Consider the following 19775-nt stretch of genomic DNA (forward strand, 5'->3'; position numbering starts at 1 on the left):
ATTTTGAACATTATTGCTTGATTGAAACCTGTCTGCTTCAGGTACACATCAGTACTATGTTGATGACGATAGGTGCCAACTTGTTTTCCGCCTGAATACATTACTCTAACAACATCTTTTTGGCGTTAAATCACTCGTGGAGAGCATTAACAATATTTTGTTGATGTCGTTGGCGATTTAACTGTTTACTTTTTATCATAACAATATGAAATAAAGGGTATATTGAAGGATAGTGTCATTTGTTCATTTTTAGTAAAGAACCACAATGCCATGAGTATTATAAGGACGTACTTTACACTTCTTCAATCATGAGCGATGAAGTGTTATAGTTGTTTATAAATACCTTGATTTATATCAATATATGTTCAAGCTGTTTAGGGTGTTTAAAAAATTTCAAGTAATAATAAGATTATCGATAACAAGGAGTAAAACGTGGATTTGGTGATAAAAGTAGCGACCCCGGATAAGCAGCGTGGTGCTTGTGTGGTGGTGGGTGTTTTCGAGTCAAAAAAAATGACGGATGCTGCGAAAGACCTGGATAATCTTTCTGAGGGTTATATTAAAAGTATTCTCAGTCAGGGTGATATGGAAGGAAAAGCCAACACGGCCTTGTTGTTGCATAAGGTTCCAAACGTGTTGTGCAAGCGCGTGTTGCTAGTCGGTTTAGGTAAAGAGCAGGAGTTTAAAGACAGCGCGTTTATAAACGCTGTTCAAGCGGCATTTCGTGCATTACAAAACACGGGCACCACAGATTGCGCATTTTATCTGACGGATATATCCGTTCATGAACGTGATATTGCCTGGAAAGTAACACAGCTTGCTCGGCTCTCTGTTGATTGCAGTTACCGGTTTGACATGCTGAAGAGTAAACCGGATGAAGGCAATAATGCTTTGCGCAAAATAACAATCTGTATTCGTGACCGCATTGATATGTCGATCGGGGAAGAAGCGCTCAAACAAGGCGCTGCTATAGCACACGGAATGAGCTTGACCAAGGATCTGGGTAATCTGGCGCCCAATATCTGCACACCTACCTATCTTGCTGATAAGGCAAAAGAACTTGCTAAAACATATAAATTCAAGGCCACGATTTTGGATAAGAAAGATATGGAGAAGCAGGGGATGGGGGCATTATTGGCTGTCGCCCGCGGTAGCCACCAACCGGCAAAATTGATTGTACTGGAATATCAGGGAAAGGGGAGGAAAGAAAAACCGATTGTTTTGGTGGGTAAGGGTGTTACTTTTGATACTGGTGGTATTTCATTGAAACCAGCGGCTGAAATGGATGAAATGAAATACGATATGAGCGGGGCTGCAAGTGTGCTTGGAACAATGAAAGCCATTGGCGAAATGAATTTACCCATCAATGTTGTGGCCATTATTCCAGCAACTGAAAATATGCCTGGCGGCAGTGCAACAAAACCTGGGGATGTGGTGACGAGCATGTCCGGCCAGACTATTGAAATATTGAATACGGATGCCGAGGGTCGCTTGATTTTATGTGATGCTCTAACATATGCGGAACGTTACGAACCAAAAGCCGTAATTGATATTGCCACCCTGACCGGTGCATGCGTGATTGCATTGGGAAATGTGGCAACTGGCTTAATGAGTAACGATGAAACATTGTCCCAAGAGTTGCTCAAAGCAGGCGAGGAGGCGGCTGATCGTGTGTGGCAATTACCTTTATGGAATGAATACCAGGATCTGTTGAAGAGTAACTTTGCAGATATGGCTAATATTGGTGGTCGTGCGGGTGGCACCATTACTGCCGCCTGCTTTTTGTCTAGGTTCACAAAGAAGTATCAATGGGCGCATCTGGATATAGCGGGTACGGCCTGGAAGTCAGGCAAAGAGAAAGGGTCTACCGGTAGACCTGTGCCGTTATTGACTCAATTTTTGATGTCACAAGCAAACATGTCCAAATAGCGTCTTTTTGGTTATTTTCTTGTATGATAAGTCACTTGTTGGATGATGACAGCAATATATTTTTACTCGGGTGCTGCTGACAGATTGCGGGTGGTATGCAGATTGTGTGCCAAAGCATTAAATCAAGATAACAGAGTGATTGTGTATACGCCTGACGCAGATAAACTGGATGAACTGGATAAACTACTTTGGACTTTTCAGTCAACCAGTTTTTTGCCGCACTGCTATATTGATGAAAATGAAACGCTGGTTAATGCAACGCCGATTGTCCTGAGTAACAGGATAGTTAATGAACATACATTTGACATGTTGGTGAATCTGCATGAACACTGTCCGTCTGCTTTTGATCAATTCAAGCGCGTGATTGAGGTCGCTGGGCAGTCTCCCGAGGATAAATTTTCGGCACGTGCGCGTTATCGTTTTTATAAACAGGCCGGATATGAGCTGTACCACCATAATCTGGCGGAAACAGCAGGCTAATATTGATATCTTATATGTGATACATATGATTGATACAGTCAAAACAGAAGTGGACGAAGATAATGACAGGGTTCTGGAGAAATTTAACTTCTTGGTCGATAAGTACCATCATTATGATAGTGCGATTATTGCTGCAGAAGACGTTCTAGATATTGACAAAATACCCGTTTTGACTGAAAGCGTCACCTTGCGATCGAAAAGTTTGCAAGCGCAATTTGATGAACTGTCTCCATTGCGTTTGCTGCTGGATGCTGCGCTGATTGATGCGAAAATAGACCTTAAACCATCGGATAGACTGGCTTTGGTGCATGCACTTGAAAATCGTATTGTCGTACAGGAAAAAGTTTTATTGGACACTTAAAGCTTAAGCGACTTTGTTTGCGCTCGGCACGTTCGGATGCGTGTATGTCGTTTTATGAGGTAGTGTACGCAAATCACACGTTATTCCTTTATAATAATAGGTTTTTTGTTTTGTATTTTTAAACACTGACAACCTATTCTTATTTTAAATACATGGAACTTGCGAAAAGCTTTGATCCCAAACTAATAGAGCACCAGTGGTATTCAGTCTGGGAGTCGGCCGGTTATTTCAAGCCAAATCATATCGAACACACCGATGCATACTGCATTATGTTGCCGCCACCGAATGTGACCGGAACATTGCATATGGGGCACGCATTTCAGCATACGTTGATGGATGCGTTAACCCGTTATCATCGTATGAAAGGTGAAAATACACTCTGGCAACCGGGTACCGATCATGCCGGGATTGCAACCCAGATTGTAGTGGAGCGCCAGCTCGATCAACAAGGTATTGATCGTCGTGATCTCGGACGAGATGCTTTTTTAGCGCGTGTCTGGCATTGGAAAGAAGAGTCAGGTTCGACTATAACTCGTCAGATGCGACGATTGGGTACATCCTGTGACTGGACACGTGAGCGTTTTACCATGGACGCGGGATTATCCAGTGCAGTCACTGAAGTGTTTATTCGTCTTTATCGTGAAGGACTAATTTATCGTGGCAAACGGCTGGTTAACTGGGATCCGGTTTTACAGACCGCTGTATCTGATCTAGAGGTCGTATCTAAAGAGGAAAATGGCTCGATATGGCATATTCGGTATCCACTTGAACAAGCTGATGGTTCGATTACTATAGATGAGACCATTACTGTGGCAACTACCCGCCCGGAAACAATGCTCGGTGATGTTGCGGTTGCAGTGCATCCTGAAGATTCACGTTATCAGCATTTAATTGGGCGACATGTGCGACTGCCATTATGTGAACGCAGTATTCCGGTTATCGCGGACAGTTATGTTGATCCAGAGTTTGGCACCGGTTGCGTCAAGATTACACCGGCGCATGACTTTAATGATTATCAGATGGCACAACGCCATCAACTGGTTCCTATCAATATTTTTACGTTGGACGGCAAAATCAACGACCTTGCACCGTCAAAATATCAAGGCATGGATCGTTTTGACGCAAGAAAAAAAATCGTATCCGATCTTGATATCAATGGCTATCTGATTGAGACCAAGCCACATAAAATGATGGCGCCAAGAGGTGATCGCACCAATACTATTATCGAACCCATGCTGACTGACCAGTGGTATGTGTCCATGGAAGGCATGGCCAAGCGTGGTTTGGATGTGGTGGCAACCGGTGAAGTGAAATTTACTCCGGAAAACTGGACACACGTTTACAACCAATGGCTGGAAAATATTCAGGACTGGTGTATTTCGCGTCAACTTTGGTGGGGGCATCGTATACCTGCATGGTATGACGAAGACGGCAATATTATCGTAGCCCATAGCTTGGAAGAAGCACAGAAACTGTCCGGTAAAACAGAATTGAAGCAGGATGAGGATGTGCTGGATACGTGGTTTTCATCTGCGTTGTGGCCTTTTTCAACGTTGGGTTGGCCTGACGATACTCAAGAATTAAAAACCTTCTTGCCGACATCTGTTTTGATTACCGGCTTTGATATTATATTTTTCTGGGTGGCGCGTATGGTGATGATGTCGCTGCATTTTACAGGTAAAGTACCATTCAAAGAGGTTTATATTACTGGCCTGATTCGAGACGCGGAAGGTCATAAGATGAGTAAATCCAAGGGGAATGTGCTGGATCCGCTTGATCTGATTGACGGAATATCGCTTGATGATCTGATTGCTAAACGTACAACAGGACTCATGAATCCCAAACAGGCAGTGTCTATCGAAAAAAATACCCGTAAACATTTTGTCAACGGAATACCGGCTTTTGGTACGGATGCGCTGCGGTTTACCTTTGCCAGTCTGGCTTCACATGGGCGAGATATCAAGTTTGATCTGCAACGTTGTGAGGGTTATCGTAATTTCTGCAACAAATTATGGAATGCGACCCGCTATGTGCTGATGAACTGCGAAGGGAAGAATACAGGGTTGGATACCAGTCTGGAGTATGAGTATTCGAATACGGATAAATGGATCATCAGTCGTTTGCAACAAGCTGAAGATGCAATAGAAAAATATTTTGCAAATTATCGTTTTGATCTGGCGGCAAGAGAAATCTATGAACTGGTGTGGGATGAATATTGCGACTGGTACGTTGAATTGGCGAAAGTTCAGCTGAGCAGTGACCGCGAATCAGTGCAACATGCAACACGCCGGACATTGGTGCGTGTGCTCGAAGTGATGTTACGTCTTGCACACCCGATTATTCCTTTCATCACTGAGGAACTTTGGCAAAAAGTGGCGCCCCTTGCAGGGAGAAGTGGTGCTAGCATCATGTGTCAACCTTATCCACTTGCAGAACCGGTAAAAATTGACCAGAATTCAATTGAGAAAATTCAATTACTCAAGGAAATTGTGAATGCTTGCCGCACACTGCGCGGCGAAATGAACTTGTCACCGGCACAAAAAGTACCATTGCTGGCCACCGGTAATGCGCAGACGTTGGTTGAATATACACCTTATCTCATATCCTTGGCTAAATTGTCAGATATTGAAATTCAGAATGTCTTGCCAGACGTCGATGCGCCGATATCCATTGTGGGTGATTTCAGGCTCATGCTGAAAATAGAAATTGATGTTAAAGCTGAGCGTGAACGTCTGAAGAAAGAACTGGCGCGAATAGCAGCAGAAAAATCCAAGGCTGAAACGAAGTTGTCAAATCCTAATTTTGTCGAGCGCGCGCCGGCAGCTGTCGTGGCGCAAGAAAAAGATCGATTGACAGGCTTTAATACAAAACTGGACAGTCTGAACGAACAATTGCAAAAGTTGCATTAATCATGCTTGAGCGAGGAAAATGCTATCTTGTGAATAAGTAAGCTGTTATTGAGAATATTTCAAGGACAGCTCTTGCACTTTTTAGATGTCTCAGTTTCTAGTCAGTATTCTGTAAGTATCACTTTAACGGAACACTCAAGGTTAATCGGTTTTGTTTAGTACTTGCTTTATTTTGGCGATACGTGCTTCACGTACTTTGGTATTGATGGCGGTGGATAGTAACGTGTTATCGTTGATTCTTTCACGAAGGGCTGCTGCAATTTCGCCAGCGTTAATGCTCTGTGCTGCGGCGAGCGCTTTGTGTAATAACCTTGTTTGTGGATAAGCTCTGTTAGCGTAACCGGGGAAACCATGAAAGTCACAAGCACAGGCCAGTAAAAATTCTCCAAAACGATCCGGTTTGCGGTAAGCATCAACAGCCTGCAACAGGTCGGCAATAGCCTTTGCATTGAGTGCTTCTGCCTGATGCACCTTATCATGCAATTGTGCGACCAATATGGCAAGATCACGTGACTCTTTGGGGATGCGGATACGTTCAGATAAATCCATAATAATTTGCAGACTGCGCTGTTCATGGTCGATATGGTGAGGCCATTCTTCAGGTGGCGTTGTTCCTTTTCCGAGATCATGCAGTAGTACGGCAAAACGAACCGGTAGAGAGTAATTTTTTGTTGCGGAATAATCAATGGCCAACATGGTATGTAAGCCGGTATCGATTTCCGGGTGTGTATGTGCTGATTGGGGAACGCCGAATAGTACGTCAACTTCAGGCAAAATACGAGACAGTGCACCGCATTCTCGTAACATGTAGAACATGCGTGATGGATTATCTTCCATTAATCCTCTGGAAATTTCCTGCCAAACGCGTTCTGGCACCAGCGCTTCCACTTCACCGTTATGTACCATGTCGTTCATTAATGCGAGAGTTTCGGGTGCAATGCGGAAACTGAAACGCGCCGCAAATCGTGCGATTCTGAGAATGCGAACCGGATCTTCTGAGAAAGCCGGACTAATATGGCGTAAGATACCCGCCTCTAAATCAGCAACACCGTTGAATGGATCGATGATATTGCCGTCTTTGTCCTTGGCGATAGCGTTAATGGTTAAATCCCGTCGGACAAGGTCTTCCTGGAGCGAGACCTTCGGTGTGGTGAAAACTTCAAAACCTTTGTAACCACGCGAAATTTTTCGTTCGGTTCGGGCCAGCGCATACTGCTCTTTGGTTTTCGGATGTAGAAAAACCGGAAAATCCTTGCCAACCGGACGATAACCTAATTGTTCCATTTCTTCCGGCGTGCTGCCGACTACTACGTAATCATGATCTTTTACAGGCAGGCCCAGCAATTCGTCTCGCACTGAACCGCCTACCAAATAAATTTTCAAGGTAGAAAAACTAAGAATTACAAATAAATAAATTGCGTTTGCTTGTATGCAAAGAACATCTGGCGTATTTCATTTTACTGTAACTGATTATTTTTTTGAAACAACGCCCAGGCGATCCTTGAGCGTCGGCGCAGTGTGATCATGTTCCAATACATTTGCATAATAGACAGAGTTTTTAAGTACTTTTTTTACATAGTCACGTGTTTCACTGAAAGGAATTGTTTCGGCGTAGATCGCGCCTTCCAGATTTTTATCGTTGTCTCGCCAGCGTTTCGCGCGTCCCGGGCCGGCGTTATAAGCAGCAGATGCTAATAATGGTTGATTATCCAGCGTTGAAAGCACATGTTTTAAGTAATAGGTGCCGAGTTTTAGGTTGATATCAATTTGTGTGACCAGATTTTGCTGAAAATTGACAATGCCGAGTTGTCTGGCTACCCATTTCGCTGTATCCGGCATCAGTTGCATTAGCCCTTTAGCACCTGCACTTGATGTGACATCGGTCAGAAAGCGGCTTTCTTGGCGGATGAGACCATAAACCCAGGCTTCATCAATAGCTTGTTCTTTCAAAATGGGTTGTAATGTTTCGCGATGTGGTGTTGGAAAGCGTAATCTAAAGTCGTGTTGTTGTATGGTTCGATTGGCTGTGTTGATGGCACGGTCATAATGTCCATGTTGCCGTGCGACCTCAGCCGCAGCGAGTAATTGCCGATCATTAAAATTACGGATAGTCCACACCCATTCTCTATAAGCTTCTGTGCGTAAATCCAAGCGGTAAAAGGCCAAAGTACGTTGTACGCCGGGCATTTTTTCCATGGCAATAACTTCTTCTTTACTGACGGGAGTGGATTCTTTTGCCGCAGTGAGAATTGTGCCTAGTTCTTCTTTGGCCAATTGTCCGTAATAATTGTGCTCCTTACTAAGTGAAATCAGTATGCTGTTGGCACCGGACACATTGCCTGTTTTCTTGAGTGCCCGTGCTTTCCAGTACTGCCATGTACTGTCTGCCTGCTCTGTGGCTGACATGCGATGTATGCTATCCAGCACGCTGTCCCAGCGTTCTAAGCGAAGTGCCGCACGAACTTGCCATGCCAGTAGTGTGTCTGTCAGGGGATGCGGGTTCTTAGTATTCTGGGCTGCCTGAAACCAGCCAAGTGCGCGCGAATCATGCCGCATTGCAGCACGGTATCCGAGTCTGCCTAAAAAATAGGATTGATCGGAATCGGATAGCTTATCTTTGATTTCCAACCATTTGACCAGCGCGGGATTGGTATCATTGCTTAGTAAGCGCAGTAGTGCAAACAGAGCAATTTCACGATCAGCACGTGTTTTTATTTTGCCCTGGCGTGTTTTGAGATAGTAAAGTGGATTTTGTGCCGCTGCATTGAGTTCGTCTATATTTAATGCTTCGTCGACAGGTATGCTGCGGCTGATATAACGTGCCATGCCGGTTTGTCCCGCTTCCAGCGCCAGTCTGATACGTGCCCACATATCTTCGACTGTGATGATTTTTCTAGAAATTAATGTGTTGAAAACAGGAGTGCAGCTGTCAGGCATGCTATTGGCAGTAAACCAAAGCAAGCGGGCTTCGTTGAGTGCGTTATTATCATGTGTTTTAACGCGGTGCTGATAGGCGTAACAGAGCAGCTCGCTGTCCTTGTTTGCCAGTTTCTCAAATTCGTTTTCAAAAAGATTCCACTGCTGATTATTGGCGAGTAATCTTAACCAGTCAATACGTAACCGTTCGGCAACCAAACTGTTTTCGTGACGCGCCAGAAAAGCCTGTATCGTTTCAATACTGGTCGATCGCAAATACATACGAAGTTGATAATATTCGACATATGGAGCCAGTGCATGATGGTTCAAGCGTTTGGCGTAATCGGCCAGCTGTGTGGCATTACCTTGTTGAAATGCTTTACGTGCAGCGATGAAATCACTATCTAGTCCAGATAGATTGGATGGAATAGCTTGGCTGGCTGCCAGCGTACACGCATAAAAAAGAAAAATTATGTTTGTCAGGAATTTGATCATGGCATAAAGATACAAACTAAACATATCGAAACTGAACGCTATGAAACCGCTTTAAAAAACTGCATAGGTTGTATCGGCAATACCGTAGCAAAATAGAGTTGTCTCGACAACTATTAATAAATCATAGCAATCTTTACAATTATTTACGAATGCACTTGCTAGAGTATTTGCATTCTGAAATTCAAAAAAGTACTGAGTGAATTGATTGCTGGATTTACTCGCGCATGTTACGACTCAGTACCTTTCCGGGATAACAGATCAGGTAACACCTTGCCCCAGCATGGCATCAGCAACTTTTACGAATCCAGCAATATTCGCGCCATCAACGTAATTTACGCTGCCGTCAGGCTTGCTGCCATATTCCAGACAGGATTTATGGATAGCCTGCATGATTTCCAATAAACGTGCGTCAACTTCATCATGTGTCCAGGCAAGTCGTATTGCATGTTGGCTCATTTCCAGGCCTGAAGTAGCGACACCACCCGCATTGCTTGCTTTGCCTGGCGCATAAAGCACTTTATTTTGTTCGAAGCATTCAACGGCTTCAGCGGTAGAAGGCATGTTGGCGCCTTCGGCAACACAAATGACACCGTTCTTAACCAATGATTGTGCATCTTCTTCACTGATTTCGTTTTGGGTCGCACAAGGCAGGGCGACATCGACCGGCACATGCCAGGGTTTGGTGTTGGGTAAAAAGGTTGCGTTGACGCGTTTGGCGTATTCGTCGACGCGTTCATATAAATGATTCTTGACTTCGGACAATATGGCGAGTTTCTCGGTAGTAAAGCCGTCTTCATCCACAACAGTACCACTTGAATCTGAAACGGTGACAACTTTGCCGCCTAGCGTGAGGGCTTTCTCAATGGCAAATTGCGCTACATTGCCAGAACCGGAAATGGAAATTCTCATGTCTTCAAGCGAACGGCCAGCATGTTTGAGTACTTCTTGAGCAAAATAAACAGTTCCATATCCGGTTGCTTCAGGCCGTACCAATGAGCCCCCAAAACTTAGACCCTTGCCCGTAAAAATACAATCAGAACGATTAGACAGTTTTTTTACCATGCCGGCCATGTAACCGACTTCACGTCCACCAACACCTATATCGCCAGCTGGTACGTCTGTATCCGAACCGATATGTCGGAACAATTCGCTGGCATAAGCCTGACAGAAACGCATAATTTCACCCGGGCTTTTTCCCTTTGGGTCAAAATCAGATCCACCCTTGCCGCCACCCATCGGTAGCGTGGTTAAAGCATTTTTGAAAGTCTGTTCAAAGGCAAGAAATTTAAGAATGGAAAGATTAACCGATGGGTGAAAGCGTGTGCCGCCTTTATAGGGACCGATCGCTGAGCTATGCTGGATCCGATAACCGCGGTTGACTTTGACTTCACCTTGATCATCGACCCAGGCTACACGAAAAATGATGGCACGCTCTGGTTCTACCAGACGGTCAAGTACGCCATGCTCGGCGTAACGTGGGTGTTCACTAATAAAAGGCCACAAACTTTCCATGACCTCCTTAACAGCTTGTATAAATTCTGGTTGAACTGGATTACGTTCTGCGACATAGTTACAGAATTCCTGAAAACTTTTATATTTCATGTTTTAATTTCCCCGGTTTAACAAAGGTTATTCTTGAACTCTTCATTCTGCCAAATAAATTCATAAGGTGCACAGTATTTTTGTAAAAAAAAGAGAAAAGAACAGTTTTTTTGAATTATATTTGTCTTTTAATGACAATAAGATTGAAGATGTACATTGTGTCGTAATATTTAAATGATTGCCATGGTGGGGCTGAGATGACTGATAAGAACAAATTATCCAGAAGAAAATTGATCAAGTTGGGAATGGCGGGTACTGTGACGGGCGCGCTCGGCGCGTCGGAAAGCTGGAGTGAGATGGTTACCATTCCAACGCCGCAGGAGGTTGAGGGACCTTTTTATCCGGTCGCGGACCAACGAGATAAGGATGCTGATCTCACTCGAGTTGCGGGTCAGAACAGTTCGGCAAAAGGTCAATATATCGTCATTAGCGGATTTATTAAGGATGACAGCGGTCAACCAATAAATAATGCGGTTATTGATATCTGGCAGGCGAATGCTGCAGGTCGATATGACCATCCAAGAGATTCTAATTCGGCGCCGTTAGATCCGTATTTTCAGGGCTGGGCTGTTATTCACAGTGACAATAATGGGCAGTATCGTATTAAAACAGTAAAGCCCGGCGCTTATCCGGCTACAAGAACATGGACACGTCCTCCGCATATCCATTTCAAGATATCCAGGCAGGGGTATCCGAAACTGATCACGCAAATGTATTTCCCGGATGAATCGCTAAATGCGACTGATTTATTATTTAACAACAAAAATAGAACGGAACAGGCGGCAATGATTGCTCAAGAGACAGGAGGATATGAAGGTTTGATGGCTTACACGTATAATATTGTGTTGCGCGGACACTAAACATTGTAATAATCAGTATGCTCTAATTGATATATCAGTTTCTATAATGTCAATAAATAGCATTTTAAGCCGAAATAGAGTAATACATGTTATTTATTCTGTCACTTTTATAAATGAAACTCGACTCGATCAATTATAAAGTTATCACTGTGCAACCTGATTTTCTTGCCAGAATTATTGGAATCAATGCGGATTCTGATAATTGTTTTCAAGAAATGGATAGTCTTTTACGTTCCGATCAGGGGGCGGTATCACTGATACTCCGAGTGGCCAACTCCGCCATGTATAGTCGGGGCAGACATATTAAGACGATTCCGCATGCTATCAATTTGCTTGGTATAAATATTATACGCTCTTTAGCAATTCTATCCGTTTCGCGATCTATTTTTACACAGATTAAGAACAAACTGATTAAGAAACATGTTTGGCAGCACTCTCTGTTGACAGCACTTGCGTGTCAGCAGATATGTATTGCAATGGGTGAAAAAGAACTCAGCGAAGAAGCTTTTGTTGCGGGTCTGTTACATGATATCGGAAAAGTGTTGTTGTTCTACAATAACCCAAATGGCTATATTAAAATACTCGGTTATGCTCTGGAAAAACCATGCGCATGCGCCGAAGCAGAACAAAAATTCCTAAAAATAGATCATTACGATGTCGGTAAGCAAACCATTTGGGAGTGGAAGCTGCCCGTGTATTTTGAGAATTATACGGCAATCTGTCTGGAACAGATTTTGCCTGATCAAACGCAAGATAAGGTGTTACATTTTCTTGCTATCGCTAACAGTCTGATAAAGGATGCGGGCTTCGGCGCATCTCCATCAGATCTTCCGTGTAGCAAAGAAAAATTGATGCGTATGGGTGCCGGCGAAAAGCTTATTGCTCACTTGTTGGAAGAGTCATTCATGCAGCGATTAGTTCAAAACGAAATTTATCGTTTGTGCGTTTGATGGAATGATAAATATAAAAAAACAATACAGTGCTTACTGATAGCTGTAATGGCCGAACCAAACTCAACTCATAGTATTGTCGTCACCTCTATAGAGCAAAACGTTTGGGATGACATTAGAGAGCATACTGCTTTGTCTCTCAATCGACTTCATATAGAACAGTTGATTGAGCCTACCTTTTTTCTGCTGCACCAGCTGGTTACAAATCTGGTAAGTGCCATGCACCAAAATGTGTTTAAACAAATCGTTCAAGTTGATTTTGGCTTTGGCGGCATCAACAGCGAAACTGATCTGAATGCATTATTCAATTGTGAATTGGCTGAGCATGGTGACAAAAATATCGCTAATTTCTGTGAAGTAAATAACTTTCACATTTTGTTATCTTTTCACGATATTGAAGACGCCTTTGTCTCAATAAGTGCGCCAAGCTTTTGCAGTGATGCGTTTCTTTTAAGTAATAAAATGATTCAAACACTCGGATACCAATTTCAGGAACAAAAAATATTCGAGGGTTCCAATAATTTCTCAGGTAAGCTTGTAAAAAATGAAGTACTGCAACAAGCAGTTGTATCGCCGACTTTGATGACGCTACAAAATGAGTTGAATAGCACTCAGGCAATTTTTTCAAAGCTATCTTACAGTGTTGTTTGTTTTTCCAGTATAGGAACGATTCAAGCAATATCACCATCCATTTTGGCTCAGTTGAATCTGGAAGAAAGCAATGCGTCAATCGAAATATTCGCCCGGTCAATTTCCATACATTTTTATAATGATGTGATATGGGGTATGGCTTTGCAGGAACCTGACGGTAAGTTTGAGAACTACAGAGTTCGTATTAAGATGCACAAAAATACTGAAAAATCGGTACTTTTTAATGTCAGTGGTTTTAGTGACAATAATTCCATAATACATACATTATGGCAAAAAATAACGCTGGACGGAGGAAATATTGATAACCTCTCTGAAGGAGGAATTTTGAATGAAGCAAGGGTGCATAATATAACACGCAATTACGTCCCGCAGCTTGTAGAAAAAAAAGCTAGAGAAGTGGTAAGGCTGGGCAGTAATCTGCTCAGCAACGAAGAATGTAATATTGCAGTGCTCTTTTGTGATATTGTGGACTTTACTTCATTTGTCGAACAAAATGAAAATGAAGAATCAATTATCCATATACTCAACTCAGTATTGCGCAGAGTTTCCTTTTCGGTAAAGAAATATGGTGGTTATATCGACAAATTTATGGGTGACTGCATTATGGTGTTATTTCGCAGTCCACATGATGCGGTGATAGCAGCACTTGACATGCAGAAACATTCTTATGATATCAATCTGTTACGTCAGCGTGCAGAACAGCCTAAATTACAGTTACGAATCGGGATTCACTGGGGGAAAGTCATTATTGGTAATGTCGGCACTCCGGAAAGATTGGACTGGACAACAATTGGAGATGTTGTGAATACTGCATCACGCATAGAGAAATGTTGTCAGCCTGACGGCGTGCTGATAAGTGAAAGAATGCGTGAAGCGATAGAACTTGCAGAAAAAATGGATTTTAAATATGGCGATACGTTTTATATTAATGTAAAAGGAAAACAAGAAAAACTGGCTGTCTGTTATGCGTATTCAATAGATTAAAGGGGTGCAGTTGCCGATACTCCGTCTGGTAATCTTTCTTTCAATTGATGAGATGACTTATCGATGCTTAGTCTTCATCATTCAATTCGGGGTTCCAGCCTTTCTCTTTAGCCGTTGTAATCGCCTGATCATAAATTCGCGTATGCTTGTTTTGTAATTCCTCAGGTAGACGGCTTGGTAAGTGCGCATAGGGTTCCCAAGCAGCGTAAACTCTTTCATATAAATTTTGCATCTTCGCATAATCCCAGCCTTTGCAGGTCTCTGTTTCCGGCAGAATACCGAATACCCAAGCGTCTCTCACAATACGGCCAAGGTGTGTCAGACCATTGTTCTTGTCTTGATCAATACCGGCATATTTTAAATCTGTCATTTTGAATTTCCATGTAAAACGGACTAATTGAGTGGCTATCGCTTGCAATTTCTGTGTTTAAGATTTTATCGGAATGCTTGTTTGCCATATGTAAAATCTTTCTTGAGACAATTTTTACTTTGAGTTGTTGCTTTTCTGTCCCACAAAATCAGGATCTTAGCTTAATCGTTTCGGTTGGTGATGAAAACGAAGTAAAAAACTGGAAATTCTGAAGGTAATAATTGAAAATTTCTGATTTATAGTTGATATTAACGTGTCTGGTAAACATCATCTATCCTATACTATTTAAAGATGTTACGCACTTAATCCGGTATACAGGGCAATAGTGATTATTATTCACCCTGAAATACGATATTCGGATCAGATCAAGGCAATAATTGTCTATATCTATAGACTTGACTATTGACTAAATTGTCTCAACTGTGATTGGTTATCAAAAGCAAGCAGTTCTCTGGTCTGCTTTTGCCACGTATTAGTCTCGGGATAGATACTATGTCAGTAGGAAATAATAAATAGACACGGGACACGACCTCATTTCATGATTGACGTATCCCGTTCCTAAACTAGACAAAGAACCTTGGCTGATTCAAAAATAAAAAAATATCAGAATTATTCAGCGTTCACTAGCAATAATAAGAAATACTGATATTCGTGAGAATACCGAATAACTATTATCTGTTTGAATTCAGTTTGCCTGGCAGACTTGAATAATAGAATGCGAGATTTTCAATGTCGTCATTACTTAATGCTGCTACCATACCGTTCATAACTGGGTCGGTGCGACTACCGGATTTATAGTCTTTCAGTGCTTTTTCTAGATATGTTCTGTACTGACCACCAATATGTGGAAAATTAGGTGCTGGACTGTTCCCATCAATGCCATGACATGAGGCGCATACTTCAGCAGCTTTGCTTTTGCCAGCTTCAATATCCGCTGCAACTACCTGTCCCGATATTATCAGGGCAACGCCACTCAATGCGGCAATAATACATTTCTTCATAACTTGTTCCTTATGTAAATGACTGAATTAATTACCTGCGTAAAAGGCTGCGAGATCTTTGATGTCTTGCTCAGAAAGTGTTTTTGCAAGCGCGGTCATAGAAGGGTGGTTGCGTGTGCCATTTCTATAGCCTTCAAGTGATTTGATTAAATATTCAGCATGCTGACCACCGATTTTAGGAACATTATAAGCTGTTGGAAAAGCGGTGCGGTAACCGTCAATTCCATGGCAACCCACACACATAGAGTTCTTTTCTTTTCCCGCAGCTGCGTCACCAGCTTGAACTGTACTCGAAAATGCAAACAGCATGCTCGAGGCAAGTAATAAATTAATTAGTGTTTTTTGTTTCATTGTAAGCCTCCTCCTCTCAAAAGTTGAACTTTAAACGATGTACTCAATTTGGTCAATGAATTGTGAACTATGTCCATGTTGTGTATAGGGAAATTGACGTTACAACCCCCCTTTTATTTTACTTGATTTTGACTCCAATTCTTCCCATCTTGCAAGACAATCGGTTATTTCTTTTTCTATTACTGAATAACGTTTTTGCAGTATTTTTGCTTCGTCTGGATTGTTCTGGTAAATATCTGCAATATTTAAGCGCTGGACAATATTGGCCTGTTCTTGTTCCAGTGTTTCAATCTTATCAGGTAATGCGATCAATTCCCGAGTTTCTTGATAGCTGAGTTTCTTGTTTTGTGATAATGATTTGGATAATTTTTTTTCTTTTGCTGATAGGCTTTGGGGTTGTTTAACATTTGTGTCATCTTGAGCTTGTTTTTCTTTAATCCGTTTGTCCTGTTTTTTTGCCTGTATCCAATCAGCGTATCCGCCAATATACTCACGCAGAATACCGTTTCCTTCGAATGCGATAACCTGAGTGACGACATTATCCAGAAATTCGCGATCATGACTGACTAAGAAGAGTGTGCCAGTATAATTTTGCAATAAATCTTCCAGTAACTCTAGTGTCTCAATGTCCAGGTCGTTTGTAGGTTCATCCAGCACCATTACGTTTGCCGGTCGTGTGAATAATCTTGCTAATAATAGACGATTACGTTCGCCACCGGAGAGTGATTTGACCGGTGAGCGTGCACGTTGTGGCGAAAATAAAAAATCTTCCAGGTAGCTGATGACATGCTTGCGTTTGCCATTGATTTCAATAAATTCAGAGCCCTGGCTGACTGTTTCAGCTAATGTCATTTCATCATTCAGTTGTTCACGCATTTGGTCGAAATATGCAATAGACAGTTTCGTGCCTTGACGAATGTGGCCTGAATCGGGCTGTAGTGCTCCGAGTATCAATTTTAATAAGGTTGATTTTCCTGCACCATTGGGTCCGAGCAATCCAATGCGGTCTCCACGCATTATTCGGCAGGAGAAATCATCAATAATTGTATTATCACCATATTTTTTGCTGACGTGAGTTAATTCAGCAACTAGATTGCCAGATTGGTCACCAGTATCAACATTTATATTGGCTTTGCCAATACGTTCTCTTCTGGATGTGCGCTCTTTGCGCAAAGCTTCCAGGCGTCGAACCCGTCCTTCATTTCGTGTACATCTGGCCTGAACCCCTTTGCGTATCCATATTTCTTCTTGTGCCAGTATTTTGTCAAATTTTTGATTATGTGTGGCTTCAATTTCTAACATTTCCATTTTCTTACGCTGGTACACGCTGAAATTTCCCGGGAATGTTGTCAAGTTGCCTCGGTCAAGCTCAACAATGCGAGTAGCTATATTGTCCAGAAAGCGACGATCATGGGTGACGAATAGGACACTGCCTGAGAAGTTTTGTAAAAATTCTTCCAACCATTCAATGGATGTGAAATCCAAGTGGTTTGTAGGCTCGTCCAATAATAATACGTCAGGCGACATGACGAGTGCGCGCGCCAGCGCAACACGTTTTCTTAATCCGCCTGACAAATGCTCAATACATGTATCCGCAGGTAGATTCAATTTATCAATAGCGGTTTCAATTCTGGCCTGAATGTTCCAGCCATCGTGGGTGTCGAGCTCATTTTGCAGTTCTTGTAATCGGACGAGCAGGTTTTCGGTTTCTTGGTTTCCAGTACTTAAAGTATGCGAAACGGCATGATAATCAAGTAATAACTGGCTGATATTGCCCAGTCCCTTTGAAACTTCCTGATAAACCGAATTGCTGTCTGTTAAAGCGGGTTCCTGTGCAACATGCGCTACTTTCAGACTGGGGATACACCATAGTGTACCATCATCCAGTTTTATACTGCCTGATAGCACTCGCAGCAGACTGGATTTGCCGCCGCCATTTCTACCGATTAACCCTATACGTTCACCCGGATCAAGTTGTAGATTAACCTGGGCAAGCAATGCATGATGGCCAAAAGCCAGGCAAGCTTTTTCCAGTGTTATTAAGGGCATAAAAATTTGTGTGTTTGTTAGTGGAAAGAGATGCAGTTAAATAGAAAGGCGCCATTCTGTCATGGTTTACAGTACATGGCAAAAGTAATATCTGGATTAAAAATGGAGCCGTTGATATCGGCCACAATCAGTAGCGGCAATTTGCCATCGGCTCCATTGTTTTTATCTGTATTTAGATTCTGTTGTTACTCAGCAGATACGTTAATTTTTTTCGGCTGCACGGATTCTCTTTTAGGAATAGTCAGTTCCAGCACGCCATGTTTGGATAAAGCAGAAATGGCATCCGGATTTGCTGAATCGGGTAAGCTGAAACGGCGATAAAAAGAACCGTACGTACGCTCTACACGTTTATAGCCTTCTTTTTCCGTTTCTGCTTCGGTTTTCTTCTCACCTTTTATAGTGAGCACCCCATTTTCCATGCTGATATCTATATCTTCAGGCTTGACACCTGGGATATCGGCATGAATCACAAACTTATCTTTTTCTTCTTTAATATCAACAGCTGGTGCCCATTCAGCAGTAGCTGTAGAGCCTTCCGCTGCGTTACGCTCTAATTCTTTTTGCAATTGACTTAATAAGCCCCAAGGCTCATAACGTGTAATCGCCATCACTTTCTCCTTTTAAATAAAAAAATACAACTTACAACCTCTTAAGAAAGATATGGGGTAACTCGTTTTTATTTCAAGATGGAAGAAACGTGTATTGATTCCGGTAAATACTGAGGAAGTTCAAAGTCAATTTAGTTGTCGTTATAACGGCGAAGTACTTTCCAGCCACCAAACAAGGCTAATGCCAGTAACGCAAATATCCACCAGTTATGTACCATCCACATGGTGGGATTTGAGTCAATCGAAATATTGGCTTGCGCAAGTTCAATTACATCAACTTTTTGATGATCAAGTTCTGTTGATGTAACATGCATTTTGAATTTAATTGTTTGTATGCCGGATGATTTAGGCACAACATGCCATTTCCATTCTGTTGTGTTACCTAAAATATACATTTGTTGTTGCGGCCCTGGATTTTCTATGCGGAAGTCTTTGCCTGTAATTTCGGCCTGCATATTGGGGGAGATGAAACCAGTGATGCCTTGTATAGAAGTACCCACAGATGCAATGGATACAATCTCGTTGATAAACTCTGAAAGTTGTTGCGTATTTACATTTAATTTTACCTCAAAACCTTCGTATTGTTTTGCCTCGACAGGTGCTGTAACCGCGCTGCTGTCGATGGGTATTTTCATAATTACTGGATGAACGAATTGATTCGAGGATGAGAGAAAATGTATGAAAGAATTAATTGAAAATGGAATTAACAGTAAAACCAGCAGTAATGCAACAGGCATCAGTAAGCTTGTATTCGTACTGGATTTCATTTTTTCTTTATCAGGGTTTTCTGCTTCAGAGTCATTTGACTCCGGGGCGTTCGAATTTGAATTGTTGGATTCGGGGTTGCTCATTTAGCCTCCTGCTGTTCGTTTTGTTATTTTTGATCATAACATCTAAGGTGCATATGTATCATCTACTGGACGAAATTTAACAGCGCTTTTTGTTTATAGTTAATACGTCTAACTTTCAGGGTCAGATTATAAGTGGCGTTTGTGTCTGGATTGGAAAATTGATTGTATTGCTCAGGGCACTGTAAAAAGTATTGCGAAATTAATGCATGTAGATTATCCCTGCTACTAGAATGTTAAGATAGTAGCAGGGATTGGGAGAATAAATAATTCAGTAGTTAAAATATTTAATGCTAAATATCAAGGAACAATCCGGTTGTTGAGTATTTCTTTACTTTGACCATTCCAGATCACGTCTGTCAGGTTAGAGTAACGGGTGATAATCTGTGCTGCAATACCACCTGAGAACAA

Annotated in this window: 16 protein-coding genes and 1 pseudogene; 7 read left to right on the plus strand and 10 right to left on the minus strand. The window is 42.2% G+C overall.

Features of this window, described 5'->3' with window-relative positions; genetic code table 11:
* Window positions 1-432: 432 nt before the first annotated feature.
* The 4 genes from C8R11_RS13010 (at window position 433) to C8R11_RS13025 (ending at window position 5679) form a co-directional block, all read left to right on the plus strand.
* Window positions 433-1929 carry a leucyl aminopeptidase gene (locus C8R11_RS13010; RefSeq protein ID WP_107796077.1) on the plus strand — a complete coding sequence of 499 codons (1497 nt, stop codon included), beginning with the start codon at window positions 433-435 and terminating at the stop codon, window positions 1927-1929.
* A gap of 42 nt (window positions 1930-1971) precedes the next feature.
* Window positions 1972-2409 carry a DNA polymerase III subunit chi gene (locus C8R11_RS13015; protein ID WP_244907684.1) on the plus strand — a complete coding sequence of 146 codons (438 nt, stop codon included), beginning with the start codon at window positions 1972-1974 and terminating at the stop codon, window positions 2407-2409.
* 25 nt (window positions 2410-2434) lie between these two features.
* Window positions 2435-2770 (plus strand): hypothetical protein, encoded by a 336-nt coding sequence (locus C8R11_RS13020; RefSeq protein ID WP_107796078.1) that lies wholly within the window; start codon window positions 2435-2437, stop codon window positions 2768-2770.
* Between the two features lie 152 nt (window positions 2771-2922).
* Entirely contained in the window at window positions 2923-5679 is a 2757-nt protein-coding gene (locus C8R11_RS13025; RefSeq protein ID WP_107796079.1) for a valine--tRNA ligase, read from the plus strand.
* A gap of 141 nt (window positions 5680-5820) precedes the next feature.
* On the opposite strand, the gene C8R11_RS13030 is transcribed toward C8R11_RS13025, so the two are convergent.
* The 3 genes from C8R11_RS13030 to gdhA all read right to left on the minus strand — a co-directional run bounded on the left by C8R11_RS13030 (window position 5821) and on the right by gdhA (window position 10692).
* On the minus strand, window positions 5821-7062 hold the full coding sequence (locus C8R11_RS13030; RefSeq protein ID WP_107796080.1) for a multifunctional CCA addition/repair protein: 1242 nt from the start codon (window positions 7060-7062) through the stop codon (window positions 5821-5823).
* 87 nt (window positions 7063-7149) lie between these two features.
* Window positions 7150-9114: a lytic transglycosylase domain-containing protein gene (locus C8R11_RS13035; protein WP_244907685.1), complete on the minus strand. Its 1965-nt coding sequence runs from the start codon at window positions 9112-9114 to the stop codon at window positions 7150-7152.
* A 234-nt stretch (window positions 9115-9348) separates the two neighbouring features.
* Complete coding sequence (gene gdhA, locus C8R11_RS13040; protein ID WP_107796081.1) at window positions 9349-10692, minus strand: NADP-specific glutamate dehydrogenase; 1344 nt, start codon at window positions 10690-10692, stop codon at window positions 9349-9351.
* Between the two features lie 197 nt (window positions 10693-10889).
* Between gdhA and C8R11_RS13045 the strand changes: the two genes are divergently transcribed.
* From C8R11_RS13045 to C8R11_RS13055, 3 genes are all read left to right on the plus strand, one after another.
* Window positions 10890-11552: a dioxygenase family protein gene (locus C8R11_RS13045; RefSeq protein ID WP_107796082.1), complete on the plus strand. Its 663-nt coding sequence runs from the start codon at window positions 10890-10892 to the stop codon at window positions 11550-11552.
* Between the two features lie 149 nt (window positions 11553-11701).
* A complete protein-coding gene (locus tag C8R11_RS13050; protein ID WP_244907686.1) occupies window positions 11702-12502 on the plus strand; it encodes an HDOD domain-containing protein in 801 nt (266 codons plus the stop codon).
* A 48-nt stretch (window positions 12503-12550) separates the two neighbouring features.
* Window positions 12551-14137 (plus strand): adenylate/guanylate cyclase domain-containing protein, encoded by a 1587-nt coding sequence (locus C8R11_RS13055; protein ID WP_107796084.1) that lies wholly within the window; start codon window positions 12551-12553, stop codon window positions 14135-14137.
* A gap of 67 nt (window positions 14138-14204) precedes the next feature.
* Here C8R11_RS13055 and C8R11_RS13060 read toward each other — a convergent pair whose 3' ends face one another.
* The 7 genes and pseudogenes from C8R11_RS13060 to C8R11_RS17070 form a co-directional block, all read right to left on the minus strand.
* Window positions 14205-14507 (minus strand): hypothetical protein, encoded by a 303-nt coding sequence (locus C8R11_RS13060; RefSeq protein ID WP_107796085.1) that lies wholly within the window; start codon window positions 14505-14507, stop codon window positions 14205-14207.
* 671 nt (window positions 14508-15178) lie between these two features.
* A complete protein-coding gene (locus C8R11_RS13065) occupies window positions 15179-15508 on the minus strand; it encodes a c-type cytochrome (protein WP_090702432.1) in 330 nt (109 codons plus the stop codon).
* A gap of 27 nt (window positions 15509-15535) precedes the next feature.
* Window positions 15536-15859: a c-type cytochrome gene (locus C8R11_RS13070; RefSeq protein WP_107796086.1), complete on the minus strand. Its 324-nt coding sequence runs from the start codon at window positions 15857-15859 to the stop codon at window positions 15536-15538.
* A 99-nt stretch (window positions 15860-15958) separates the two neighbouring features.
* Window positions 15959-17908, minus strand: coding sequence for an ATP-binding cassette domain-containing protein (locus tag C8R11_RS13075; protein WP_107796087.1), 1950 nt, complete (start codon window positions 17906-17908; stop codon window positions 15959-15961).
* Between the two features lie 185 nt (window positions 17909-18093).
* Window positions 18094-18516 (minus strand): Hsp20/alpha crystallin family protein, encoded by a 423-nt coding sequence (locus tag C8R11_RS13080; protein ID WP_090702438.1) that lies wholly within the window; start codon window positions 18514-18516, stop codon window positions 18094-18096.
* 131 nt (window positions 18517-18647) lie between these two features.
* Window positions 18648-19367, minus strand: a complete 720-nt coding sequence (locus C8R11_RS13085) for a hypothetical protein (protein ID WP_107796088.1) — start codon at window positions 19365-19367, stop codon at window positions 18648-18650.
* A 297-nt stretch (window positions 19368-19664) separates the two neighbouring features.
* Window positions 19665-19775 (minus strand): annotated as a pseudogene (locus C8R11_RS17070) (methane monooxygenase/ammonia monooxygenase subunit C); the annotation flags it as partial.

The organism is Nitrosomonas aestuarii (assembly GCF_003046585.1).
Lineage (GTDB): Bacteria > Pseudomonadota > Gammaproteobacteria > Burkholderiales > Nitrosomonadaceae > Nitrosomonas > Nitrosomonas aestuarii.